The sequence below is a fragment of the Methylobacterium sp. E-025 genome, from assembly GCF_022829705.1.
In the GTDB taxonomy this organism is placed as follows: domain Bacteria; phylum Pseudomonadota; class Alphaproteobacteria; order Rhizobiales; family Beijerinckiaceae; genus Methylobacterium.
On sequence record NZ_JAKSYR010000152.1, the window covers coordinates 14,099 to 35,899 of the forward strand.

The following is a 21,801-nucleotide window of genomic DNA, read 5'->3' on the forward strand; positions in this document are numbered from 1 at the left end:
AAGGCATCGAGGCGACGACCGAAGGCCGCCGCGGACCGAATCGGCACGGTCCCGTCACGCCCGAACGTAGTGACGAACACCGGTCTTCGCGAGGCCGTCGATGCAGGTTCTGAAGCGCGGCGGGCGGGCGCGGCGGATCTGCCACGCTCCGGCGCGCGCGGAGCCGCCCCTCGCGTCGGACGCCGGACTTGCCATATACGGGGCCTCGACGACGGGCCGTTCGGAGGCCCGACCCCGCATCCCGCGACGACGCAGCTCGAACCACCATGGCCGCATGAGCGCACTCGCCCACAGACGCTTCCTGAAGATGCACGGCGCCGGCAACGCGATCGTGGTGCTGGACCTGCGCGGCAGCGGCGTCCGCGTCGCCGCCGCCGAGGCGCGCGCCATCGCGGCCGACCCGTCCTCGAGCTTCGACCAGCTGATGGTGCTGCACGATCCGCGAAGCCGCGGCACCGACGCGTTCATGCGGATCTACAACACCGACGGCTCGGAATCCGGCGCCTGCGGCAACGGCACACGCTGCGTCGCCTACGCGATGCTCGACGACCCGGCCATGGCGCGCCCCGTCGAGACCGGGCGGCTGGTCCTGGAGACCGATGCCGGCCGCGTCGAGGTGAAGCGCGTCGCCGAGCGCTCCTTCACCGTCGACATGGGCCGCCCCCGGCTCGCCTGGAACGAGATCCCGCTGCGCGACCCCTTTCCCGACACGCGGCGGATCGAGCTGCAGATCGGGCCGATCGACGACCCGATCCTGCATTCGCCGGGCGCGGTGAACATGGGCAACCCGCACGCGGTGTTCTTCACCGACCGCGACCCGGACACGTTCGACCTCGGGCAGATCGGCCCGATGCTGGAGAACCACCCGATCTTCCCCGAGCGCGCCAACATCTCGATCGCGCAGGTCCGGGGGCGGGAAGCGATCAAGCTCCGGGTCTGGGAGCGCGGCGCCGGGCTGACGCTCGCCTGCGGGACGGCCGCCTGCGCCGCCGTGGTCGCCGCCTCGCGCCTGCGGATGATCGGCCGGCAGGCCACCGTGAGCCTGCCCGGCGGCGAGCTGTTCGTGGAGTGGCGCGCCGACGACCACGTGCTGATGACCGGCCCGGTCTGCCTCGTCGCCGAAGGCCGCTTCGCCCCCGAATTGTTCGCGCAGGACGCCGCCTGATGGCGGTCGAGACGCTGACCTTCGGCTGCCGGCTGAACACCGTCGAGGCCGAGGTGATGCGCGGCCATGCCGAGGCGGCATCGCGCGACCGCGACCTCGTCGTGGTCAACACCTGCGCCGTCACCACGGAAGCCGGGCGGCAGGCGCGCAAGGCGATCCGCCGCCTGCACCGCGAGCGGCCGGGCGCCGAGATCGTCGTCACCGGCTGCGGCGCGCAGATCGAGACCGCGGCCTACGCCGCGATGCCCGAGGTCGCCCGCCTCGTCGGCAACGGCGACAAGCTCTCCCCCGCCGCATGGGGGCCGGACCCCGACCGTCCGCGCGATGCCGTGGGCGACGTGTTCGCCGCCCGCCACGCCGCGCCGACGCGGATCGCGGGCGTGGCCGGGCACACCCGCGCCTTCGTCCCCGTGCAGAACGGCTGCGACCACCGCTGCACCTTCTGCGTCATCCCGTTCGGGCGCGGGCACTCGCGCTCGGTGGCGCCCGCGGCGGTGATCGATCAGGTGGCGCGCATCGTCGCCCATGGCGGCCGCGAGGTCGTGCTCACCGGCGTCGACCTCACCGCCTACGGCCGCGACCTCGCCGGCGCGTCCGAAAGCCTCGGCACGCTGGTGCTGGCGATCCTCGCCGCGGTGCCGGACCTCGCGCGCCTGCGCCTGTCCTCGATCGACTCGATCGAGGCCGACGACGCCCTGATGCGCGCGCTCGCCGACGAGCCCCGGCTGATGCCGCACCTGCACCTGTCGCTGCAGGCCGGCGACGACCTCGTGCTGAAGCGGATGAAGCGGCGCCATGCGCGGTCCGACGCGATCCGCTTCTGCCGGGAGGTGCGGCGGTTGCGGCCGGACGCGGTGTTCGGCGCCGACCTGATCGCCGGCTTCCCGACCGAGACCGAGGACCAGTTCGCCCGCTCCCTCGACCTCGTCGCGGAATGCGGCCTGACGCATCTCCACGTCTTCCCGTATTCGCCCCGGCCAGGCACCCCGGCCGCGCGGATGCCGCCCGTGGCCCCCGAGATCGTCCGGGGGCGCGCCGCCCGCCTGCGCGCGGCGGGCGCGGCGGCCCTCGTCCGCCACCTCGACGGCGAGGTCGGGCGCTCGCACCGGGTGCTAGCCGAGCGCGGCGGCATCGGCCGCACGGAAGGCTTCACGCCGGTGCGGCTCACGGCGGAGCCGGGCACGATCCGGACGGTAGCGATCCTGGGCCACGACGGCCGGGCGCTGCTCGCCGCTTGATCGCAGGCCGTCGGCTGCGCACCCCGCCCGCTCAGGCGGTCCAGCCGCAGGCGAGGAGCCCGCTCCGCATGTGCTCCGGCGCCGGCGCCTCGGCGACGACCGGCGGCTTCTTCGGGTAGAGCGGCAGGGCGAGCTGCCGGGCATGGAGCTGCAGGCCGGGTCCGCCGTGGCGCGGCGCGGTGCCGTAGATCGGGTCCCCGACGATCGGAAACCCCGATGCGGCGCAGTGGACGCGAAGCTGATGGGTGCGGCCGGTGACCGGCACGAGCTCGAGCCAGGCCTGGCTCCCGGACCGGCCGAGCACGCGCCAATGCGTCAGCGACGGATCGCCGGCGGGATCCGCCTTCATCCACCACGAGCGCGGATCGCTCGAGCGCCGGGCGAGCGGCAGGTCGACGCTGCCGGTCTCCTCCGTCGGGCCGCCCTCGACCAAGGCCCAGTACGCCTTCCGGGCCCGCCCGTCGGCGAACAGCTTGTTCAGGCGGGCGAGCGCCTGCGCGTGGCGCCCGAGCGCGAGGCAGCCGGAGGTGTCGCGGTCGAGCCGGTGCGCGGCCTCCGGGCGCCGCGGCAGGCCGAAGCGCAGCCCGTCGAGGTGGTCGGTCAGGGTCTCGCCGCCCTTCGGCCCCGGATGCACCGGCAAACCCGCAGGCTTGTCGATGACGAGGACCAGGGCATCGCGGTAGAGCAGGCGCGCGCCTATGTCAGGGTGGATAGCGGCGGGCGACGACATGCCTCCCGGCTAACGGTGCCGGGGCGCGGGAGCAAGGACGACATGAGTCAAGACGAGAAGCCGGGCTGGTTCGGCCGCCTGTTCGGGCGCAAGGGCGCGACCGAAGCCCCCGAGCCGCCGGCGGACTCGCCCGCCTCGCCGGCGGAGGGCCAGCCGGACTTCGCCACCGGCGCCGACGACGTGGCGCACGTGCCGCTGCCGCCGGCCGAGCCGTCGCCGGTCGACCCCGACCGCAACGCGGTGCCCGACGCGACCGAGGGCGCCGACCTGCAACCGATCGAGGGCGAGCCCGAGACGCCGCCGGCGGGCACCGCGGGCGACGACCCGGCCCACGGCGCGGGGCCGGCCGACGCCACCACCGTCGCCCGGGAACCGGCGACCGGGACCGAGACCGAGACCGAGACCGGTGCGGCGGCCAGCGCGCCCGACATCCAGCCGGTCGACGTCGCCGCCTCCCTCGCCCACGACGCCGTCAACGACGCGGCGCCGGCCGAGGCGGAGCCGGAGAAGCGCGGCTGGTGGACCCGGCTGACCTCGGGCATGAAGCGGACCTCCTCGGCCCTGTCCGACCGTGTCACCGGGTTGTTCACCAAGCGCAAGCTCGACGCCAACACCCTGGAGGACCTGGAGGACGCGCTGATCCAGGCGGATTTCGGCGTCGAGACCGCGACGCGGATCTCGGAGGCGGTCGGCAAGGGCCGCTACGAGAAGGGCATCTCCCCCGACGAAGTCCGGGCGATCCTGGCGACCGAGGTCGAGCGCGCGCTGGAGCCGGTGGCCAAGCCCCTGGTGATCGACGCCGCCAAGAAGCCGTTCGTGGTCCTGATGATCGGCGTGAACGGCGCCGGCAAGACCACGACGCTGGGCAAGCTTTCCCTCAGCCTCAAGGCGGAAGGGCGCTCGGTGATGCTTGCGGCGGGCGACACCTTCCGCGCGGCCGCGATCGAGCAGCTCAAGGTCTGGGGTGCGCGCACCGGCACGCCGGTGGTGAGCGGGGCGCAGGGCGCGGACGCGGCGGGCCTGGCCTTCGACGCCCTGAAGCGCGCCAAGGCCGAGGGCACCGACGTGCTCCTGATCGACACCGCCGGCCGGCTCCAGAACAAGGCCGGCCTGATGGCGGAACTCGAGAAGATCATCCGCGTGCTGCGCAAGAGCGACCCGGAAGCGCCGCACGCCACGCTGCTGGTGCTCGACGCCACCGTCGGCCAGAACGCGCTGTCGCAGGTCGAGCTGTTCTCCAAGGCCGCGCCGGTCTCGGGCCTGGTGATGACCAAGCTCGACGGCACCGCGCGCGGCGGCATCCTGATCGCGCTCGCCGCGAAGTTCGGCCTGCCCGTCCACTTCATCGGCGTCGGCGAGGGCGTCGACGACCTGGAGCCGTTCGCGGCACGGGACTTCGCGCGGGCGATCGCGGGGCTGGAGAAGGGCTGAGGCCGATCGCCTCCGGTAGACCTCACCATTCCCCGTCGGTAGAGACGCCCTGACGTGACGGACCGTTCGGGGACGTGACGGACCGCTCGGATTCCGTGGCCAGACGCATGCAGATCGAATCCGTCCCCCCGCACCGCCACCTGCCGCCGGCCCTGAAGCTCGCCCTGGAGATGGGGCCGCTGGTGATCTTCTTCCTCGGCAACGCCTATGCCGAGCGCTTCGGCGTCGCCGCCGATCAGAAGCTGTTCGTGGCGACCGGGGTGTTCATCGCGGCGACGGTGCTGGCGCTCGCCGTGCACTTCGCCCTGGTGCGCCGGCTGCCGATCATGCCGATGGTCTCGGGCGTGGTGGTGGTCGTGTTCGGCGGGTTGACCCTCTATCTGCAGGACAAGACCTTCATCATGGTGAAGCCCACCATCGTGAACACCCTGTTCGGCCTGGTGCTGCTCGGCGGGCTCGCCTTCGGCAAGTCCCTGCTCTCGGTGGTGCTCGACTCGGTGTTCTCGCTCACCGAGGAGGGATGGCGGAAGCTGACCTTCCGCTGGGGCCTGTTCTTCCTCGCGCTGGCACTGATCAACGAGGTGGTGTGGCGGACCCAAAGCGAGGATTTCTGGGTGAACTTCAAGGTCTTCGGCATCATGCCGCTGACCGTGGTGTTCGCGCTGGCCCAGACGCCCCTGCTCACGCGCTACGAGCGCAAGAAGACCGACGCGTGAATCGGGCGCAAGCCGAACCGGCGCCGCCGGCTCGGCGGACGGCCCGCCCGGGCCGGTGAGGACCGTCCCTTCCTACTTCGCGGCCACCTTCCCGGCCGCCCGGATCTTGGCGATCACGTCCGCGAGGTTCTCCGGCGTGACGATGCCGACGAGCTTGTCGCGGATCACGCCGTCCGGGCCGATGATGAAGGTCTCGGGCACGCCGTAGACCCCGAAATCGATGCCGACGCGGCCGGTTTCGTCGTGGCCCACCGCCTGGAACGGGACGCCGTTCTTGGCGAGGAAGCGGCGCCCGTTCTCGGCCGCGTCCTTGTAGTCGATCCCGACGAGCCGGATGCCGGGCTCGCGCGCCAGCCGCATCAGCATCGGATGCTCGACCTGGCACGGCGCGCACCACGAGGCCCAGACGTTGAGCACCGTGACGCCGCCCTTCAGGTCGGCGCTCGACAGGCCCGGCACCGGCTTGCCGTCCGCGGTCAGGCCGGGCACCGCCGGGAGCGCGAAGCTCGGCACCGGCTTGCCGATCAGCGCGGAGGGGAGGGCGGCCGGATCGACGCCGGAGCGCAGGCGCAGGAAGAACACGCCGGCCAGCACCGCGAAGGCCAGCACCGGGACGACGACGAGGAGCGAGCGGCGGACCGGCTCCGGAGGGGCCTCGACGCTCACCGGCGATCCTCCGGCTGGAGCTGGGCCAACGCCCGCCTCTGCGCCCGCCGGTCGCGGATCGCGTTGAGGACGAGGGCCGCCATCACCAGGGCGGTGAACGCGTAGGAGGCGAGGATGAAGCCGCCGTGGCTGCCGAGGTCGAAGGTCATGGGTTCAGGCGATCCGGATCGGTTTCATGCGTGGGCCGCCCGCTCGAGGGCGGCGACGTCCAGCTTGATCATGCCCTGCATGGCCGAGAAGACCCGGGCCGACACGGCGGGGTCCGGGTCGGCCAGGAGGCGGGGAAGCACCTCCGGCACGACCTGCCAGGGAATGCCCCAGCGGTCGCGGAGCCAGCCGCACATGATCGCGGTGCCGCCGTCGGCGGTCAGGCCCGCCCAGAGCCGGTCGACCTCAGCCTGATCGGCGCAGGAGACGGAGATCGACGCCGCCGTGCCGTACTCGACCGGCGTGCCGCCGTTCAGCGCCTGGAAGCTCTGGCCGCCGAGGGTGAACGCGACGAGGATCACGTCGCCCGCGGCGCCGCCCGGCCACGCGCTCGGCGCGCGCTGGATGTGGTCGATGCGGGAATCGGGCACGAGCCCGACATAGCGGCGCATTGCCGCCTCCGCATCGGTGCCGAACCAGAGGCAGGTTCTCACCGTCTTCATGGGCCGCGTCTCCTTCCGGGATGCGGGGCGCGCCGCACGCGGACGCGTCTCGCGATCAGACGGCCTGGCCGAGCGGCAGGTCGCGCCCGGCGTCCGAGGTCGTCACGGTCGAACCGGCATCGAGGCGCTCGGCCTCGCGGATCGTCAGGGTCCGCACGCGCCGGCGCATGATCTCGGTCCGCATGGCATAGAGGTGCAGGGTGGTGCCGCCGAGGGTGGCGGCGCCGATCATCACCAGCAGCGGGTAGAGCATCGACGGGTCGATGGTCGAGCCGCCCATGCGCAGGATCGAGGCCGGCTGGTGCAGGGTCGACCACCAGTTCACCGAGAACTTGATGATCGGCAGGTTGATCGCGCCGACGAGCGTCAGGATCGCGACGGAGCGGGCGGCCCGGTTCGGGTCCTCCATCGTCCGCCACAGGGCGATGATGCCGCAGTAGATCAGGAACAGGATCAGCATCGAGGTGAGCCGCGCGTCCCAGACCCAGTAGGTGCCCCACATCGGCTTGCCCCAGAGCGAGCCGGTGACGAGGCAGATCAGGGTGAAGGCCGCCCCGATCGGCGCGGCGGCGCGCTGCGCCACGTCGGCGAGCGGATGGCGCCAGACCAGGGTGCCGATCGCCGACAGGCTCATCGACGCGTAGAAGAACACCCCGAGCCAGGCCGCCGGCACGTGGATGAACATGATCCGCACGGTCTCGCCCTGCTGGTAGTCGGGCGGGGCGACGAACCAGGACAGGTAGAGCCCGAGCGCGAGGATCGCGGTCGAGATCGCGGCGAGCCACGGCACCAGCGTGCCGGACCAGCGCATGAAGTGACTCGGGTTGGACAGGCGCGTCCACAGGGGCGTCGACATGGGCGATGTCTTAGCCCGGGGTGCGGTGCAGCGGCAATGCGCACGTCTGGCGCAGCCTCGCTCGGCGCGGGCACCGGCGGCATGAGCCCTCGACGCGCGCAGGCGTCGATGTCGCCGCATGCGCCGTCCGGTGAGCCCGGTCGGCGGACGCGGCGATCGATCACCTCGGCAAGCCGCCGATCCGTCGTGCGGCGTCGCAGGGTGGAACGGTCATTCGCACTCGGAGAGGACGAGCTTGCAGCTGGGGCACTTGTCGAAGGCCATCTCCTTGGCGGCGGCCTCGGTCCGGCCCCAGCCCACGCCGTAGGTGGTGCGATTGGAGACGTAGGCGCCGCAGGCGTCGAAGCGGGCGACGACCTTGCAGTTGTCGTTGCCCATCTTGGCGCATTGGCGCATCGCGGCGGCGCCCGCGGCCTCGCGCGAATCGCCCCAGCCGATGCCGTAGCCCTCGTCGCCGGCCTTCTGGCCCTCCTCGGTGTCCACGGCGAAGGCGCCGGCCGCGGCGGCGGGAGCGGTCGCGAGGAGCGCCAGGAGCAGCGCGGACATCAGGGTCTTCATCGTTACGTCCCCATCGAGCTTGACAGGGCGGCCGAACCCTTCGCGCCGCCGCTGCCAGCCGTCTGATAAGGCAGTGCGGCGCAAAGGAAATTGCACGACCGTTCCGATCTCTTGCGCGAGCGTCCCGCCCTCTATTCCGACCAGCGCAGGGCCGCCGCCGCCGCGAAGGTGCCGACCAGCGCGGCGATCAGGCTGAGGCCGGACAGGATCATCAGCGGGGTGGCGAAGGGGACGGTGCCGCCGAGGGCCGACTGCGCGGCCGAGACGCCGAAGATCAGCGTCGGGATCATCAAGGGCAGCACCAGCACGGCGAGGATCAAGCCGCCCCGGCGGATCGAGGCGGTGAGCGCCGCGCCGACCGCGCCGACGAAGGTCAGCGCCGGCGTGCCGACGAGCAGCGTCAGGGCGGTCGCGGCCATGGCGGTCCCGTCGAGCGCGACGAGCAGGCCGAACAGCGGCGAGGCCAGCGCCAGGGGCAGCCCGGTGGTGATCCAGTGCGCGATCACCTTGGCCAGCACCACGAGCTCGAGCGGCACCGGCGCGGCGGTCATCAGGTCCAGCGAGCCGTCCTCCTCGTCGGCCTGAAACAGCCGGTCGAGGCCGATCAGCGTCGCCAGCACCGCCGAGAGCCAGAGGATGGCCGGGCCAATCCGCGAAAGCAGGTTGAGGTCCGGTCCGAGGGCGAACGGCACCAGCGCCACGATCATCAGGAAGAAGACCAGCGACAGCATGCCCGACCCGCCGACGCGGGAGGCCAGCGTCAGGTCGCGGGCGACGAGGGCTGCGAGGATGCGGATCACGCCCATGCCTCCTCCGCGTCGTCCGCCGGCTCGGGCGCCCGCGGGGCGGCCTGCGCGATGTGGAGGTTGCGCGTGTCCTCGAGCCCGAGGGCCTGGTGGGTGGCGGCGATGACGAGGCCGCCGGCCGCCCGGTGCTCGGCCATCAGACCGGCGAGCACGCCCTGCGAGGCGGTGTCGAGGGCGGCCGTCGGCTCGTCGAGGAGCCAGAGCGGGCGCGCGCAGACGAGGAGCCGCGCCAGCGCCACCCGCCGCCGCTGCCCGGCGGACAGGTAGGCGACCGGCAGGTCGAGCGCGTGGGCGAGGCCGAGCCGGTCGAGCGCCGCCCGCGGGCTCAGCCGCTTCGTCCCGAGAAGGCTTTGCGCGAAGGCGAGGTTCTCGGCCGCCGTCAGGCTGCTCTTCAGCCCGTCGCGATGGCCGACGGCGTGCAGGCACTCGGGCAGGGCCGCCTCGCCCATGTCGTGGACGGTGAGCCGGCCCGAATCCGGCCGCAGCCGCCCGGACAGGATCGCGAGCAGGCTCGACTTGCCCGCGCCGTTGCGGCCGGTGACGGTGATCGCCTCGCCCGGGCCGATGGCGAAGGTCAGCCCGGAGAAGATTTTTCGCCCCGAGCGGCGACAGCAGAGGGCATCGACGGTCAGCCGCACGAAGGTTGCCTGTTCAGAGAATGAAACGCTTCGATCTACCGGTAGATCGCGCGCCGGTGGCCGATCCGTACCACGACGACCCTGACGGTCGCGTCGTCGATCGCAGCGATGATCCGGTAATCGCCGACCCGATATTTCCAGAGGCCGCCCAGCCGCGAACCTTTGAGCGCCTCACCGAGGCTTCTCGGATCGTCCAGGGGCGACAGGCGATCCCGCAGGAAACCGAGAATCCGCGCGGCGGCCTCACGATCGAGCCTATCGAGTTCGCGTTCCGCGGACCGTTCGAACTCAATCCGGCAAGCCATGCCGATCCATCACCGCCTGCAGCGTGACGGTCCGGCTCTCGCCGCTTTTCAGGGCTGCGACCCGGCTCTCCGCGAGCTCGACGTCCTCGATCTCGTCGAGGTGGTCCTGGATCGCCTCACGCACGTGATCGTCCGCGCTGCGGCCGGTGCGTCGGGCCAGGGCGTCGAGGCGGCGTTCGATCTCCGGCGGCAGGTCGAGGGCGAGCATGGAAGTCTCCGAGGTGCGTCAGGCTTACGATGGCGGCGCGCATCCGTCCATTCTCGGCACCAAGCCCTCTTGCACGACGAGCCCACGGCACCCTCGCCGCCTTGCCCGATTGCGCAAGACGAAGGAGCCGCGCAACCTCACCGTCATCGGGCAAGCGGCGTTCCGCGATCGTGGGACGCCGGGACGCACCGCCGACACGGAGGATGTCGCCATGACCAAGCCGTCGCAATCCGCGAAGCTGCGCGTGAACGACCCGCGGGTCCGCACGGAAGCCGAGATGGCCCGGGATCCCGACGCGCTCGCCGGCCGCGCGATGGTGGAGGCGCGGGTCGCGCGCTGCACCGCGGACGAGCAGGCCGCGTTCTGGGCGGCGGTGCGGCGCTGCTTCGGCGGCCCGGCGCCGGAAGCCGCCGCCTGAGCCGGACGGGACCGAGGACACGGGCGGACAGCCTCGCGGCACTGTCACCCGCGACCCGGTAGCGGGCAGATTCGAATCGTTCTATACGGTCCCCAGGCTGCGCCGCGCGACCTTCGAGCGTCCAATTCGCTCCTCGCGCACCCTCCTGCCCGGGCACCCCCGGGGCGGCGCGCGCTCCCTGCGAGCGCAGTCAGGCCGAACACCGGTTTCGTGGCGCGGGTTATGCCTGCGCGTGTTCGACAAACGCCAGCGAGGATCAGACCAGCCGTGGCTTCCATCGACAGCTTCAAGTCCCGACAGACGCTTCAGGCGGCGGGCAAGACCTACACCTACTACTCGATCCCCGAGGCCGAGAAGAACGGGCTCGCCAACTCCACGGCGCTGCCGTTCTCGATGAAGGTGATCCTCGAGAACCTCCTGCGCTACGAGGACGACCGTTCGGTCAGGAAGGGCGACATCGAGGCGACGGTCGCCTGGGTCGACAACCGCGGCAAGACCGAGACCGAGATCGCCTTCCGCCCCTCCCGCGTGCTGATGCAGGACTTCACCGGCGTGCCCGCCGTCGTCGACCTCGCCGCGATGCGCGACGCGATGGTGGCCCTCGGCGGCGACCCGCAGAAGATCAACCCGCTGGTGCCGGTCGACCTCGTGATCGACCATTCGGTGATCGTCGACGAGTTCGGCACGCCGAAGGCGCTGGCCGACAACGTCGCGCTGGAATACGAGCGCAACGGCGAGCGCTACACCTTCCTCAAGTGGGGCCAGTCGGCGTTCGACAACTTCTCCGTGGTCCCGCCCGGCACCGGCATCTGCCACCAGGTCAACCTCGAGTACCTGTCGCAGACCGTGTGGACGAAGCGGGACCCCGACGCCTCGGACGGCTCCGAGATCGCCTATCCCGACTCGCTCGTCGGCACCGATTCGCACACCACCATGGTCAACGGCATGGCCGTGCTCGGCTGGGGCGTCGGCGGCATCGAGGCGGAAGCCGCGATGCTCGGCCAGCCGCTGTCCATGCTGATCCCCGAGGTCGTCGGCTTCAAGCTCTCCGGCAAGCTGCCCGAGGGCACCACCGCCACCGACCTCGTGCTCACCGTCACGCAGATGCTGCGCAAGAAGGGCGTGGTCGGCAAGTTCGTGGAGTTCTACGGCCCCGGCCTCGACGAGATGGCGGTCGCCGACCGCGCCACGATCTCGAACATGGCGCCCGAATACGGCGCGACCTGCGGCTTCTTCCCGATCGACAGCAAGACCATCGACTTCCTGAAGGTCACCGGCCGCACCGACGAGCGCATCGCGCTGGTCGAGGCCTACGCCAAGGCGCAGGGCATGTGGCGCGACGCCCAGACCCCCGACCCGGTCTTCACCGACACGCTCGCGCTCGACATGGGCGACGTGCGGCCCTCGCTCGCCGGCCCCAAGCGCCCGCAGGACCGGGTGCTGCTCGACGCCGCCAAGCCCGGCTTCGCCGGCTCGATGGAGACCGAGTTCCGCAAGGCGGCCGACATCGCCAAGCGCTACCCGGTGGAGGGCGCGAACTACGACATCGGCCACGGCGACGTGGTGATCGCGGCGATCACGAGCTGCACCAACACCTCGAACCCGTCGGTGATGATCGGCGCCGGGCTGCTGGCCCGCAACGCGGTGGCCAAGGGCCTGCGCTCGAAGCCCTGGGTGAAGACCTCGCTGGCGCCCGGCTCGCAGGTCGTCGCCGAGTACCTCGAGAAGGCCGGGCTGCAGCAGCCGCTCGATGCGCTGGGCTTCAACCTCGTCGGCTTCGGCTGCACCACCTGCATCGGCAATTCCGGCCCGCTGCCGGCCGCGATCTCGAAGGCGATCAACGACAACGACGTGGTGGCCGCGGCGGTGCTCTCGGGCAACCGCAACTTCGAGGGCCGCGTGAACCCCGACGTGCGGGCGAACTACCTCGCCTCGCCGCCGCTCGTCGTCGCCTACGCCCTCGCCGGCTCGATGCAGATCGACATCACCACCGAGCCGCTCGGCACCGGCTCGGACGGCCAGCCGGTCTACCTCAAGGACATCTGGCCGACGACGGCCGAGGTGGCGCAGTTCATCGAGGCGAACATCACCTCGGCGCTGTTCAAGTCGCGCTACGCCGACGTCTTCACCGGCGACGCGAACTGGCAGGGGGTCGAGGTCACCGAGGCCGAGACCTTCGCCTGGAACGGCGGCTCCACCTACGTGCAGAACCCGCCCTACTTCGAGGGGATGCAGAAGGAGCCGGCGCCGATCACCGACATCCAGGACGCCCGCATCCTCGGCCTGTTCCTCGACTCGATCACCACCGACCACATCTCGCCGGCCGGCAACATCCGCGCGGCCTCGCCCGCCGGCGCCTACCTGCAGGAGCATCAGGTCCGGGTGCAGGACTTCAACCAGTACGGCACCCGCCGCGGCAACCACCAGGTGATGATGCGCGGCACCTTCGCCAACATCCGCATCAAGAACCAGATGGTGCGCGATCCCGCCGGCCAGGTGGTCGAGGGCGGCTGGACCCTGTTCCAGCCCTCGGGCGAGCAGATGTACATCTACGACGCGGCGCAGAGATACGCCGAAGCCGGCACCCCGCTCGTGGTCTTCGCGGGCAAGGAGTACGGCACCGGCTCGTCGCGCGACTGGGCGGCCAAGGGCACGAAGCTGCTCGGCGTGCGCGCGGTCGTGGCCGAGAGCTTCGAGCGCATCCACCGCTCGAACCTCGTCGGCATGGGCGTGGTGCCGCTGGTGTTCCAGGGCGAGACCTCGTGGGCCTCGCTCGGGCTCAAGGGCGACGAGACCGTCACGATCAAGGGCCTCGCCGGCGAGCTGAAGCCGCGCCAGACCCTGACGGCCGAGATCACCGCGGCCGACGGCACCAAGCAGGAGGTGCCGCTGACCTGCCGCATCGATACGCTGGACGAGCTGGAATACTTCCGCAACGGCGGGATCCTGCCCTACGTGCTGCGCTCGCTCGCAGCCTGAAGCTCGGTTCGGGCGGCCCTCGGGTCGCCCGGCCTCACGACACGTCGTCGAGCCGCCGCGGGTCCGTCCCGCGGCGGCTCTTTTCATGTGGTGCGTGCCGGTCGGATCAGGCGGCCGCCTGCGCCGCGTCGAACGCCGCCGCGAAGGCGGCGCCGGGCCGCGCGGTGCAACGATCGACCCAGGCATCGATGGCCGGCACGCCGGGCTTGCCGAACCACGCGAAGGGCGAGTGCAGCAGCAGGTCGACCGCGGTGAAGCGGTCCCCGAGCAGGAACGGGCCGCCGGCGAGTGCGGAGGCCAGGCGTGCCCTGGCCTCCGCGCCGTTCCGGAACGTCTGCGTCAGGAACGGGTGATCCAGCCCGGCGGCCTCGACGATCAGAACCGGCTCCAGCACGCCCGCGTACCAGGCGAGCCACCCGAGATAGGCGCCGCGCTGCCTGTGCCCGTGGGGGACGGCGAGCCCGGCCTTCGGGAACAGCTCGGCGAGGTACTGCACGATGGCGCTCGATTCGCGGACCAGCGTGCCGTCGTGGTCGAGCAGCGGCACCTTGCCCTCGGGATGCGGGTTGCCGGAATCGCGGGTCCCCGACCCGTCCCTGCGCGGGATGGTCACCCGCTCGATCCGGACGTCGTCGAGGGCGTCGAGCTCCTTGAGCAGGGCGACGATGCGGGTCGAGCGGCTGTTGGGGGAATGGTAGAGCGTGATCACGGCGATCTCCTGCTGGCGGGTCGGCAGGGGATGGTCTAGCCAAGGTCTCCTGCCAGTTTCCGTCAGTTGCACGATGGCCCGAGCCGACCGGCTTCTCCGACTGCTCCACGCGATGCGCGTCCTGCCGGCGCCGGTGACGGCGGCCCGGCTGGCCGAGGAGACCGGGGTGTCGTTGCGATCGATCTATCGCGACATCGACAGCCTGCGCACGGCCGGCGCCGGGATCGAGGGCGAGCGCGGCTACGGCTATCGCCTCGTCGAGGACGTCGCGCTGCCGCCGCAGACCTTCGACCGGATCGAGATCGAGGCCCTGGTGCTGGGTCTCGGTGAGGTCCGCCACATGGGCGACCCGGCGCTCGCGGAGGCCGCCGCCTCGGTGCTGGCGAAGGTCGCGGCGACGCTGTCCGACCGGCGCGAGCAGCACCTGCTCCACGCGGTGTCGCAGGTCCGCCGCTTCGGGACGCGCTACCCGGCGACCTTCGACATGACGACGATCCGCACCGGGTGCTGGCGCGAGGAGGCGGTGACCATCCGCTATGCCGACAAGGACGGAGCGACGACCGTGCGGACGATCCTGCCGCTCTCCATCGTCTACCTCGACGACAAGATGACGGTGCTGGCCTGGTGCTGCCTGCGCGCGGCGTTCCGCATGTTCCGCGCCGACCGCATCGCGGCGGCGGAACCGGCCGGCACCAGCTTCCGCCCGCGACGGGTGGCGTTGCTGCGCAGCTACGTCGCCGAGCTCGGCCGCCGCGGATGATGCGGGCCGGGCGCGCCGGCCGGGCGATGCGCGTCTGAGCCACAAATAAGAGCCGGCGACCGCGAATAGATTGTGCGCAAGGGTGTTTTGCGGCCGCCGCCGCCCCATAACCTCCCGACCACAACCGGGAGATGCCCCATGAAGACCCTGAATGTCCTCGCCCTTGCCGGCCTGATGACCCTGTCCGGCGCCGCCTTCTCGGCCCAGGCGCTGGAGCGCGTCCGCGGCACGATCGAGAAGGCCGACGGCGGCATGGTGACGATCAGGACCGTCGACGGCGCGACCGAGACCGTCGACGTCGGCGGCGCCAAGTTCGCCTGGGTGGTGAAGTCGAGCCTCGACCAGATCAAGGACGGCGTCTTCATCGGCACCGCGACCAAGGGCGAGAACCCGATGACGGCGCTCGAGGTGGTGCTGTTCCCCGAGTCGATGCGCGGCACCGGCGAGGGCCATTACGGCTGGGATTCGATCACCGACCACACCGCCGCGGGCGGCACGGCGGTGAAGAGCTCGATGACCAACGGCACCGTCAAGGCCGAGTCGGGCACGCCGCGCGTCAAGAGCGCGATGACCAACGGCACGGTGAAGGCCGACACGGCCGGCGCCTCCGGCACCAAGACGCTGACCGTCGGCTACGGCAAGGACGGTGCGGCCAAGACCATCGAGGTGCCGCCGACCGCGCCGATCGTCGCCTTCGAGCCGGCCGACAAGGCGATCCTGATGCCCGGATCGAAGATCTTCGCCGTGGTCGACAAGGCCGGATCGAAGATCGAGGGCAAGCTGATCGCCGTCGGCAAGGACGGCCTCACCCCGCCGATGTGATCCCGGGGCGCCGGCGGCACGCGGGTCCGTGCCGCCGCGCCTGACTGATCATGTCCGAACGGCCGCGGGATCTCGGATCCCGCGGCCGTTCGCATGTCAGGGAGCCTTCGCGTCCGCGCCGACCGTGAACTCGCGCCACAGCAGCATCAGCGCCGCCATCACCGCCGGGCCGAGGAACAGGCCGAGCAGGTGGAAGGTCTCGACCCCGCCGAGGATGCCGAGCAGCACCCACAGGAACGGCAGCTTGGTGGTGCCGCCGATGAGCGCCGGGCGCACGAAGTGGTCGGCCACGAACGTCACGACGAAGCCGGCCACGGCCACGATCACCGCCGCCTTCACCGAGCCGGCGGCCACCAGCAGCAGCGCCGCGATGGCGATGGCGAGCGCGGCGCCGAACGGGATCATCGCGGCGACCGCGGTGAACGCGCCGAGCAGCACCGGGTGCGGCACGCCGGCGAAGTAGTAGACGATGCCCAGCACGACGCCCTCGCCGAGGCCGACGAGGACGAGGCCGTCGACCGTGCCGTGCACCGAGGCGACCATCTGCCGGCCGACCCGCTCGCCGCGCGGCCCGAACAGGCGGTTGCAGGCGACGAGGACCTGATCGCGGATGGTGCGGCCGTCGCGGAACAGGAAGAACAGCGCGACCAGGCTGAAGCCGAACAGCACGATGCGGTGCACCACCTCCTTGCCGACGTTGCGCGACACCCCGATCACCGAATCGTTGTCGAGCCTGCGCAGCATGTCGGACCCGGCATCCGGATGGCTGAGGTTGGCGCTCCACCACGCCGAGGCCTGCGCCGCGCCGTAGGGCAGGTGGTTGACGACGTCCGGCACCGGAATGCCGTCCTTCTCGGCCGCGCGCACGAAGTCGAGGACGTCGTGGGCCTCGCGCGCCGCCTGGATGCCGAGGACGACGAGCGGCGCGAGGAAGACGAGGGCGACGAGGAGCGTCGCGACGAGCGGAAGCACGACGTTGTGTCCGCCCGGCGGGAAGCGCCGCTCGACGCGCACGTAGAGCGGCCACAGCGCGATCGCGAGCACCACCGCCCAGGCCAGCGCCGGCAGGAAGCCGGACAGGATCCAGAGCCCGAGGGCGGCGAGCGCCAGCACCAGCACGACGCGGGCGACGCCCTGGCCCCTGGCCTTCTCCACCGGCGGAAGCGGCGGCGCGTGTTCGGTGCGAAGCGTCTGGTCCATCAGGCGGGTCCTCCGGCGCGATCCGCCGCGCGCTCATGTAGGCCGCCGCGGGACCTTTGCCATACGCGGAATCCGGGCCCCGGGGGCGGCACGGTTGCCGGGCCGGACCCCCTCGTGTAGAGGTCGCGGCCACATGACGGGGCGGCGCGCGGCGCCCTCCGCCACTGGGCCGTGCGGATGGGGGCGCCGCGTCGAGCACCGGCGGCGGCCCGTCGCACCAATCCCGATTCGGCGAGAACGCATGTCAGACCAGCCCAGCACCGGCACCGCCACCTTCGAGCGCGTGGCCGACATCATCGCCGACACCGCCGACATCCCGCGCGAGAAGATCACGCCCGAGAGCCACGCGATCGACGATCTCGGCATCGACAGCCTCGCCTTCCTCGACATCGCGTTCGCCGTCGACAAGGCCTTCGGGATCAAGCTGCCGCTCGAGCGCTGGACCCAGGAAGTCAACGAGGGCAAGGTCCCGGCCGAGGAGTACTTCGTGCTGAAGAACCTCTGCGCCCGCATCGACGCGCTGGTCGCGGAGAAGGCCGCCAAGGTCTGATCCCGGGGTCTCGGCACCGAGACCGGCACCGGCAAGACCCGGGCGGCGACGCCCGGACCGAACGACCCTCCGAAAGCCTGCGGATCGGCAGCCCATGCGCCTCGAATATTTCGAGATGATCGATTCCGTGGTGAGCCTCGACCGCGCCGCCGGCCGGATCGAGGCCCTGGCCCAGGTGCCGATGGAGAGCCCGGTCTTCGAAGGGCACTTCCCCGGCCATCCGCTGGTGCCGGGCGTGCTGCTCACCGAGACGATGGCGCAGGCCTCGGGCTACCTCGTGCTCGCGCACCTGAACTTCGCGCAGATGCCGTTCCTGATGGCGGTGGACAAGGCGCGCTTCCGCTCCTTCGTCGGCCCCGGGGCGACGCTCAGCGTCACCGCGAGCCTGGAGCATGACGGCTCGGGCTACGCCGTGACCAAGGCCGCGATCCGCCACGACGGCAAGCTCCTGGCCGATGCCGAGCTCCGCTTCCGCACCATGCCGTTCCCGGACGGGCTCGACGCGCTGATGCGCGCGCGCACCGCGAAGATCGGCCTGGTGATGGACGGGGATCCGGCGGAGGCCCCGGCAGGAGAACCCGCATGAGCCGCGCCGTCGTCGTCACCGGGATCGGCCTCGTCTCCTGTGCCGGCGAGGGCCTGGCCGCCCATCTCGACGCGCTCGCGGCCGGCACGCCGCCGCGGACCGACGCGACGACGTTCGCGCCCTATCCCGTCCACCCGGCGCCGGCGCTCGCCTGGGACGGTCAGATCCCGAAGAAGTCCGACCAGCGGCAGATGGAGGCGTGGCAGCGCCTCGGCGTCTACGCCGCCGGGCTCGCCCTCGACTCGGCCGGCGTGAAGGACGACGCCGCCTTCAAGCAGGCGCTCCACCTCGTGGTCGCGGCCGGCGGCGGCGAGCGCGACTACGCGGTCGACGGGGCGATCCTCACCGGCCTGCGCGATGCCGCCGATCCCGGCGCCTATCTCAACGAACGGTTGCAGAACGACCTGCGGCCGACGCTGTTCCTGGCGCAGCTCTCGAACCTGCTCGCCGGCAACATCGCCATCGTCCACGGCGTCAGCGGCGCGTCGCGCACCTTCATGGGCGAGGAGGCGGCCGGCGTGGACGCGCTGCGCATCGGCCAGGCGCGGATCGCCTCCGGCCAGATCGACGCGATGCTGGTCGGCGGGTCCTACAGCGCCGAGCGGCCGGACGTGATGGTCGTCCACGAGATGGGCGGCTTCCTGCGCAAGCCCGACTACGCGGCGGTCTTCGCCCGCGACGACGCACCCGGGTTCATCCTGGGCAGCTGCGCGGCCTTCCTGATGCTCGAAGCCGCCGAGACCGCCGCGGCCCGTGGGGCGCGGGCGCTCGCCCGCCTCGGACCGGTCGCGAGCGACCGCACCCGGCGCGCGCCCGGCAGCGTCTCGACCAGCCTCGACGCCCTGTGGCGGCAGGCCGGGATCGGGCAGGCGCAAGCGGTCGTCTCCGGCGCCACCGGCGTCGCGGCGATCACCGGCGAAGAGCACGCGCGCCTGTCCGCCCTGGCGCCCGACCGGCCGGTCCATGCGCTGGGCGACCTGATCGGCCACGGCCTCGAGGTGACGGCGCCGTTCGGGGCCGCCCTGGCCGCCGGGCTCGTGGCCGATCGCCGCCTGTCGGAGGTCGCGGTCACCGCCGTGGGCCACCGCCGCGGCGAGGGCGTTCTGCGCCTGATGGCCGTCTGAGCGGCGGCCGTCGCGACAGTCTCCCCGATGCGCCTTCGGCAAGGGTCACTCCCACCCGCCGCCTCATCCTGAGGCGCCCGCCTCGGCGGCCCTCAAAGGAGGCCTCCCGCCGACGCGCGATCCCTCAAGGTCTCCTTCGAGGTCTCCTTCGAGGTCTCCTTCGCGGCGGCTCGCGCCGCACCTCAGGATCAGGGGGGGGGGATGGGAGTCGGCCGCCACGGGTCGGCCGCCACGGGTCGGCCGCTTCGTCCCTGCTTTCCGGTCCTACTTCGCCGCCGTCGTCAGCGGGCAGCCGCTGGCCTCGGCGGTGGCGAAGGCCTCCGGTCCGGGCACGGTGGCGAGCTTCCTGTAGAGGTCCCACTCGCCCTTGGATTCGGCGGGCTTCTTGACCTCGAACAGGTACATGTCGTGGACCATGCGCCCGTTCGGCAGCACCTTGCCGCCCTTGGCGAAGACGTCGTCGACCGGCATCGTGTGCAGCAGCGTGTTGACCGCCTCGGTCTCGTCGGTCCCGGCGGCCTTCACCGCCTTGAGGTATTGCAGCACCGCCGAATAGGTGCCGACGTGGATCATGTTGGGCATCTTGCCGGTGCGCTTCATGAAGCGCTGCCCGAAGGCGCGGGTCTCGTCGGTGAGGTCCCAGTACCAGCCCTCGGTGAGCGTCAGGCCCTGCGCGACCTTGAGGCCGAGACCCTTCACCTCCGCCAGGGTGAACAGCAGCGCCGCGAGCCGCTGCCCGCCCTCGACGATGCCGAACTCGGCGGCCTGCTTGATGCTGTTGGAGGTGTCGAGGCCGGCATTGGCCAGCCCGATCACCTTGGCGCCGGAGCCCTGCGCCTGGAGCAGGAACGAGGAGAAGTCCTGCGCCGAGAGCGGATGGCGGACGTTGCCCAGCACCTTGCCGCCCTTCGAGGTGACGTAGCGGGCGATCTCGGCTTCCAGCGAGTATCCGAAGGCGTAGTCGGCGGTCAGCATGAACCAGGTGTCGCCGCCCTGCTGCACCAGGGCGCCGCCGGTGCCGACCGCGAGCGCGTGGGTGTCGTAGGCCCAGTGATAGCCGTAGGGCGTGCAGGCCTTGCCGGTGAGGTCGGCGGTGGCCGCGCCGGTGGTGATGGTGATCTTGCGCTTGTCCTTCGACAGGCCCTGGACCGCGAGCGCCACCGACGAGGTCGTCAGCTCCATGATCGCGTCGACGTTGTCGCGGTCGTACCATTGCCGCGCGATGCCCGACGCGATGTCGGGCTTGTTCTGGTGGTCGGCGGCGACGAGCTCGATCGGCGTCCCGTTCATCGGGCCGCCGAAATCCTCGACCGCCTTCCGCGCCGCCTCGATCGAGGAGCGGCCGCCGAACTCGGCGTAGGTGCCGGACTGGTCGTTGAGGATGCCGATCTTCACGACGCCGTCCGAGAAGCCCTGCGCGGCGGCGGGTGCGGCGAGCGCGGCGAGCGCGACCGCCAGCGCGAGACGGACCTGTCCCTTGGTCATGCGTATCCTCCCGGAAGACGTGATCTTGTCGATCGGCCGCCGTTCGGGCGGTCCGGGGCGCATGCTAGGCGAAGGGCGGCCGCGCAACCACGGCGGGCGTCGCCCTCCGTGTTACGCTTTGCGCGGAGCTTCATTCTCGAGGAAGGGGCGGAGCGCCGCGAGGGTCGCGGCCGGGTTCTCCTCGGCCAGGAAGTGGCCGGACTCGATCTCGGCGCCGACCGCGTTCGGGGCCAGCGTCCGCCGCCACGCCGCGAGCGCCGTCTCCGGCTTGTCGCGATCCAGGTAGCGGCTGCTGGCGAGAACGAGGACCGGCATCGCCAAGGTCCGCCCGGCGGCGATGTCGGCCCGGTCGGCCGCGCGGTCGGGGCCGGCGCCCGCGCGGTAATCCTCGCACATCGCATGGATGCGCTCGGGCACGGACCAGGCCTGGGCATAGAGGTCGAGCGCGCGCGGGTCGAACGCCGAGAGGTCCTTGGCCGACGTCCAGCCGGCGATCAGCGTCCGGAAATAGCCGTCGGGATCCCTGCCGATCGCGGTCTCCGGGTTCGGGGCCGGCTCGGCGAGGAACGGCCAGTGCGGGTTGGCGCCCGGCGCGGCCTCGATCCGCTCCCACTGGACCGCCGTCGGCACGACGTCGAGCAGCGCGAGCGTCGAGACGCGGGCGGGCTGGTCCAGGGCGAGGCGGTAGGCCACCCGCGCGCCGCGATCGTGCCCGGCGAGCGCAAAGCGGACATGGCCGATCCGCTCCATCAGCGCGACGATGGCCCCGCCGATCCGGCGCTTGGAGTAGCCGTCGTGGGCCGGATCGCCCTCTGGAGCGGCCGACCAGCCGTAGCCCGGCAGGTCGAGGCAGATCACGCGGTGGTCGCGGGCGAGGTCGGGGGCGATGCGGTGCCAGAGCGCGTGGCTCTGCGGGAAGCCGTGGAGCAGCAGGAGCGGCGGCGCATCCGCCGGGCCGCCGACGCGGGCGAAGGCCTTGCCCCAGGCCGCCTCGGTCCAGAGCGCCTCGAACCCGGGAAACAGATCGTCGCCACCGCTCGACATGGGCCTTGCTCCAACCTTCGCCGATCGCGCCCCGCGGGTGGCGGCGTCGCGCGCCAGCGTCAAACGCGCTCAGGGGCGTCGGGCTCCGGCGGCGATGCGCCCACGCGCGGCAGGGAATGCGAATAAAATCTTAATCCCTGTCGTGGAGGGTCGCATC

At 71.8% G+C, this 21,801-nt stretch carries 25 protein-coding genes; 11 read left to right on the top strand and 14 right to left on the bottom strand.

Features of this window, described 5'->3' with window-relative positions; genetic code table 11:
• Positions 1-274: 274 nt before the first annotated feature.
• A complete protein-coding gene (dapF, locus tag MKK64_RS22145; RefSeq protein ID WP_147844141.1) occupies positions 275-1,165 on the top strand; it encodes a diaminopimelate epimerase in 891 nt (296 codons plus the stop codon).
• Positions 1,165-2,403 (top strand): tRNA (N(6)-L-threonylcarbamoyladenosine(37)-C(2))-methylthiotransferase MtaB, encoded by a 1,239-nt coding sequence (gene mtaB / locus MKK64_RS22150; RefSeq protein WP_147862866.1) that lies wholly within the window; start codon positions 1,165-1,167, stop codon positions 2,401-2,403. Before dapF ends, mtaB begins: the two co-directional genes overlap by 1 nt.
• A 31-nt stretch (positions 2,404-2,434) precedes the next feature.
• Here mtaB and MKK64_RS22155 read toward each other — a convergent pair whose 3' ends face one another.
• On the bottom strand, positions 2,435-3,133 hold the full coding sequence (locus MKK64_RS22155; RefSeq protein WP_147844766.1) for an RluA family pseudouridine synthase: 699 nt from the start codon (positions 3,131-3,133) through the stop codon (positions 2,435-2,437).
• A 42-nt stretch (positions 3,134-3,175) separates the two neighbouring features.
• Here MKK64_RS22155 and ftsY point away from each other — a divergent pair, with 42 nt between their 5' ends.
• Positions 3,176-4,564 carry a signal recognition particle-docking protein FtsY gene (ftsY, locus tag MKK64_RS22160; protein ID WP_243937405.1) on the top strand — a complete coding sequence of 463 codons (1,389 nt, stop codon included), beginning with the start codon at positions 3,176-3,178 and terminating at the stop codon, positions 4,562-4,564.
• A gap of 107 nt (positions 4,565-4,671) precedes the next feature.
• Positions 4,672-5,280 (top strand): septation protein A, encoded by a 609-nt coding sequence (locus tag MKK64_RS22165; protein WP_147842500.1) that lies wholly within the window; start codon positions 4,672-4,674, stop codon positions 5,278-5,280.
• Between the two features lie 72 nt (positions 5,281-5,352).
• Here the strand turns inward: MKK64_RS22165 and MKK64_RS22170 are convergent, their stop codons facing one another.
• The 9 genes from MKK64_RS22170 to MKK64_RS22210 form a co-directional block, all read right to left on the bottom strand.
• Positions 5,353-5,946, bottom strand: a complete 594-nt coding sequence (locus MKK64_RS22170) for a DsbE family thiol:disulfide interchange protein (protein ID WP_147728613.1) — start codon at positions 5,944-5,946, stop codon at positions 5,353-5,355.
• On the bottom strand, positions 5,943-6,095 hold the full coding sequence (gene ccmD / locus MKK64_RS22175; RefSeq protein ID WP_147728614.1) for a heme exporter protein CcmD: 153 nt from the start codon (positions 6,093-6,095) through the stop codon (positions 5,943-5,945). Before ccmD ends, MKK64_RS22170 begins: the two co-directional genes overlap by 4 nt.
• 24 nt (positions 6,096-6,119) lie before the next feature.
• A complete protein-coding gene (locus MKK64_RS22180; RefSeq protein ID WP_243937407.1) occupies positions 6,120-6,596 on the bottom strand; it encodes a VOC family protein in 477 nt (158 codons plus the stop codon).
• A 55-nt stretch (positions 6,597-6,651) separates the two neighbouring features.
• On the bottom strand, positions 6,652-7,452 hold the full coding sequence (locus tag MKK64_RS22185) for a heme ABC transporter permease (RefSeq protein WP_243937409.1): 801 nt from the start codon (positions 7,450-7,452) through the stop codon (positions 6,652-6,654).
• Between the two features lie 210 nt (positions 7,453-7,662).
• Positions 7,663-8,010, bottom strand: coding sequence for a DUF4189 domain-containing protein (locus MKK64_RS22190; protein ID WP_147728617.1), 348 nt, complete (start codon positions 8,008-8,010; stop codon positions 7,663-7,665).
• Between the two features lie 131 nt (positions 8,011-8,141).
• Positions 8,142-8,816, bottom strand: coding sequence for a heme exporter protein CcmB (gene ccmB, locus MKK64_RS22195; protein ID WP_243937411.1), 675 nt, complete (start codon positions 8,814-8,816; stop codon positions 8,142-8,144).
• Complete coding sequence (ccmA, locus tag MKK64_RS22200; protein ID WP_243937414.1) at positions 8,807-9,454, bottom strand: heme ABC exporter ATP-binding protein CcmA; 648 nt, start codon at positions 9,452-9,454, stop codon at positions 8,807-8,809. Before ccmA ends, ccmB begins: the two co-directional genes overlap by 10 nt.
• 35 nt (positions 9,455-9,489) lie before the next feature.
• Positions 9,490-9,759: a type II toxin-antitoxin system RelE family toxin gene (locus MKK64_RS22205; protein ID WP_243937416.1), complete on the bottom strand. Its 270-nt coding sequence runs from the start codon at positions 9,757-9,759 to the stop codon at positions 9,490-9,492.
• Positions 9,743-9,967, bottom strand: coding sequence for a TraY domain-containing protein (locus tag MKK64_RS22210; RefSeq protein ID WP_243937418.1), 225 nt, complete (start codon positions 9,965-9,967; stop codon positions 9,743-9,745). The genes MKK64_RS22205 and MKK64_RS22210 overlap by 17 nt, the downstream gene beginning before the upstream one ends.
• 211 nt (positions 9,968-10,178) lie before the next feature.
• Between MKK64_RS22210 and MKK64_RS22215 the strand changes: the two genes are divergently transcribed.
• Together MKK64_RS22215 and acnA are read left to right on the top strand one after the other, a co-directional pair.
• Positions 10,179-10,385, top strand: coding sequence for a hypothetical protein (locus MKK64_RS22215; protein WP_147727329.1), 207 nt, complete (start codon positions 10,179-10,181; stop codon positions 10,383-10,385).
• 267 nt (positions 10,386-10,652) lie between these two features.
• Entirely contained in the window at positions 10,653-13,364 is a 2,712-nt protein-coding gene (acnA, locus tag MKK64_RS22220; protein ID WP_313898932.1) for an aconitate hydratase AcnA, read from the top strand.
• Positions 13,365-13,470: 106 nt separating this feature from the next.
• Here acnA and MKK64_RS22225 read toward each other — a convergent pair whose 3' ends face one another.
• Positions 13,471-14,073, bottom strand: a complete 603-nt coding sequence (locus MKK64_RS22225; protein WP_243937422.1) for a glutathione S-transferase family protein — start codon at positions 14,071-14,073, stop codon at positions 13,471-13,473.
• Between the two features lie 73 nt (positions 14,074-14,146).
• Here MKK64_RS22225 and MKK64_RS22230 point away from each other — a divergent pair, with 73 nt between their 5' ends.
• Positions 14,147-14,833, top strand: a complete 687-nt coding sequence (locus MKK64_RS22230) for a helix-turn-helix transcriptional regulator (protein WP_243937424.1) — start codon at positions 14,147-14,149, stop codon at positions 14,831-14,833.
• 138 nt (positions 14,834-14,971) lie between these two features.
• Entirely contained in the window at positions 14,972-15,655 is a 684-nt protein-coding gene (locus tag MKK64_RS22235) for a metal ABC transporter permease (protein WP_243937426.1), read from the top strand.
• 96 nt (positions 15,656-15,751) lie between these two features.
• Here the strand turns inward: MKK64_RS22235 and MKK64_RS22240 are convergent, their stop codons facing one another.
• Positions 15,752-16,855 (bottom strand): AI-2E family transporter, encoded by a 1,104-nt coding sequence (locus tag MKK64_RS22240; protein WP_147842508.1) that lies wholly within the window; start codon positions 16,853-16,855, stop codon positions 15,752-15,754.
• A 241-nt stretch (positions 16,856-17,096) separates the two neighbouring features.
• On the opposite strand from MKK64_RS22240, the gene MKK64_RS22245 reads away from it, so the two are divergent.
• From MKK64_RS22245 to MKK64_RS22255, 3 genes are all read left to right on the top strand, one after another.
• The gene (locus tag MKK64_RS22245) at positions 17,097-17,405 is read left to right on the top strand and encodes an acyl carrier protein (protein ID WP_147727326.1); all 309 of its coding nucleotides are present in this window, start codon (positions 17,097-17,099) and stop codon (positions 17,403-17,405) included.
• 94 nt (positions 17,406-17,499) lie between these two features.
• Positions 17,500-17,991 (top strand): 3-hydroxyacyl-ACP dehydratase FabZ family protein, encoded by a 492-nt coding sequence (locus tag MKK64_RS22250; protein ID WP_147727327.1) that lies wholly within the window; start codon positions 17,500-17,502, stop codon positions 17,989-17,991.
• Positions 17,988-19,115 (top strand): beta-ketoacyl-ACP synthase, encoded by a 1,128-nt coding sequence (locus MKK64_RS22255; protein ID WP_243937427.1) that lies wholly within the window; start codon positions 17,988-17,990, stop codon positions 19,113-19,115. Before MKK64_RS22250 ends, MKK64_RS22255 begins: the two co-directional genes overlap by 4 nt.
• A gap of 264 nt (positions 19,116-19,379) precedes the next feature.
• On the opposite strand, the gene MKK64_RS22260 is transcribed toward MKK64_RS22255, so the two are convergent.
• Together MKK64_RS22260 and MKK64_RS22265 are read right to left on the bottom strand one after the other, a co-directional pair.
• The gene (locus tag MKK64_RS22260) at positions 19,380-20,600 is read right to left on the bottom strand and encodes an ABC transporter substrate-binding protein (RefSeq protein ID WP_243937428.1); all 1,221 of its coding nucleotides are present in this window, start codon (positions 20,598-20,600) and stop codon (positions 19,380-19,382) included.
• A gap of 111 nt (positions 20,601-20,711) precedes the next feature.
• A complete protein-coding gene (locus MKK64_RS22265) occupies positions 20,712-21,644 on the bottom strand; it encodes an alpha/beta fold hydrolase (RefSeq protein WP_147728414.1) in 933 nt (310 codons plus the stop codon).
• Between the last annotated feature and the right edge of the window lie 157 nt (positions 21,645-21,801).

Bases quoted from the DNA above. Each gene is read 5' to 3' on its own strand.
- dapF (WP_147844141.1), top strand. From the start codon at position 275: ATGAGCGCACTCGCCCACAGACGCTTCCTGAAGATGCACGGCGCCGGC.
- mtaB (WP_147862866.1), top strand. From the start codon at position 1,165: ATGGCGGTCGAGACGCTGACCTTCGGCTGCCGGCTGAACACCGTCGAG.
- MKK64_RS22155 (WP_147844766.1), bottom strand. From the start codon at position 3,133: ATGTCGTCGCCCGCCGCTATCCACCCTGACATAGGCGCGCGCCTGCTC.
- ftsY (WP_243937405.1), top strand. From the start codon at position 3,176: ATGAGTCAAGACGAGAAGCCGGGCTGGTTCGGCCGCCTGTTCGGGCGC.
- MKK64_RS22165 (WP_147842500.1), top strand. From the start codon at position 4,672: ATGCAGATCGAATCCGTCCCCCCGCACCGCCACCTGCCGCCGGCCCTG.
- ccmD (WP_147728614.1), bottom strand. From the start codon at position 6,095: ATGACCTTCGACCTCGGCAGCCACGGCGGCTTCATCCTCGCCTCCTAC.
- MKK64_RS22180 (WP_243937407.1), bottom strand. From the start codon at position 6,596: ATGAAGACGGTGAGAACCTGCCTCTGGTTCGGCACCGATGCGGAGGCG.
- MKK64_RS22185 (WP_243937409.1), bottom strand. From the start codon at position 7,452: ATGTCGACGCCCCTGTGGACGCGCCTGTCCAACCCGAGTCACTTCATG.
- MKK64_RS22190 (WP_147728617.1), bottom strand. From the start codon at position 8,010: ATGAAGACCCTGATGTCCGCGCTGCTCCTGGCGCTCCTCGCGACCGCT.
- ccmB (WP_243937411.1), bottom strand. From the start codon at position 8,816: ATGGGCGTGATCCGCATCCTCGCAGCCCTCGTCGCCCGCGACCTGACG.
- MKK64_RS22205 (WP_243937416.1), bottom strand. From the start codon at position 9,759: ATGGCTTGCCGGATTGAGTTCGAACGGTCCGCGGAACGCGAACTCGAT.
- MKK64_RS22210 (WP_243937418.1), bottom strand. From the start codon at position 9,967: ATGCTCGCCCTCGACCTGCCGCCGGAGATCGAACGCCGCCTCGACGCC.
- MKK64_RS22215 (WP_147727329.1), top strand. From the start codon at position 10,179: ATGACCAAGCCGTCGCAATCCGCGAAGCTGCGCGTGAACGACCCGCGG.
- MKK64_RS22230 (WP_243937424.1), top strand. From the start codon at position 14,147: ATGGCCCGAGCCGACCGGCTTCTCCGACTGCTCCACGCGATGCGCGTC.
- MKK64_RS22235 (WP_243937426.1), top strand. From the start codon at position 14,972: ATGAAGACCCTGAATGTCCTCGCCCTTGCCGGCCTGATGACCCTGTCC.
- MKK64_RS22240 (WP_147842508.1), bottom strand. From the start codon at position 16,855: ATGGACCAGACGCTTCGCACCGAACACGCGCCGCCGCTTCCGCCGGTG.
- MKK64_RS22245 (WP_147727326.1), top strand. From the start codon at position 17,097: ATGTCAGACCAGCCCAGCACCGGCACCGCCACCTTCGAGCGCGTGGCC.
- MKK64_RS22250 (WP_147727327.1), top strand. From the start codon at position 17,500: ATGCGCCTCGAATATTTCGAGATGATCGATTCCGTGGTGAGCCTCGAC.
- MKK64_RS22255 (WP_243937427.1), top strand. From the start codon at position 17,988: ATGAGCCGCGCCGTCGTCGTCACCGGGATCGGCCTCGTCTCCTGTGCC.
- MKK64_RS22260 (WP_243937428.1), bottom strand. From the start codon at position 20,600: ATGACCAAGGGACAGGTCCGTCTCGCGCTGGCGGTCGCGCTCGCCGCG.
- MKK64_RS22265 (WP_147728414.1), bottom strand. From the start codon at position 21,644: ATGTCGAGCGGTGGCGACGATCTGTTTCCCGGGTTCGAGGCGCTCTGG.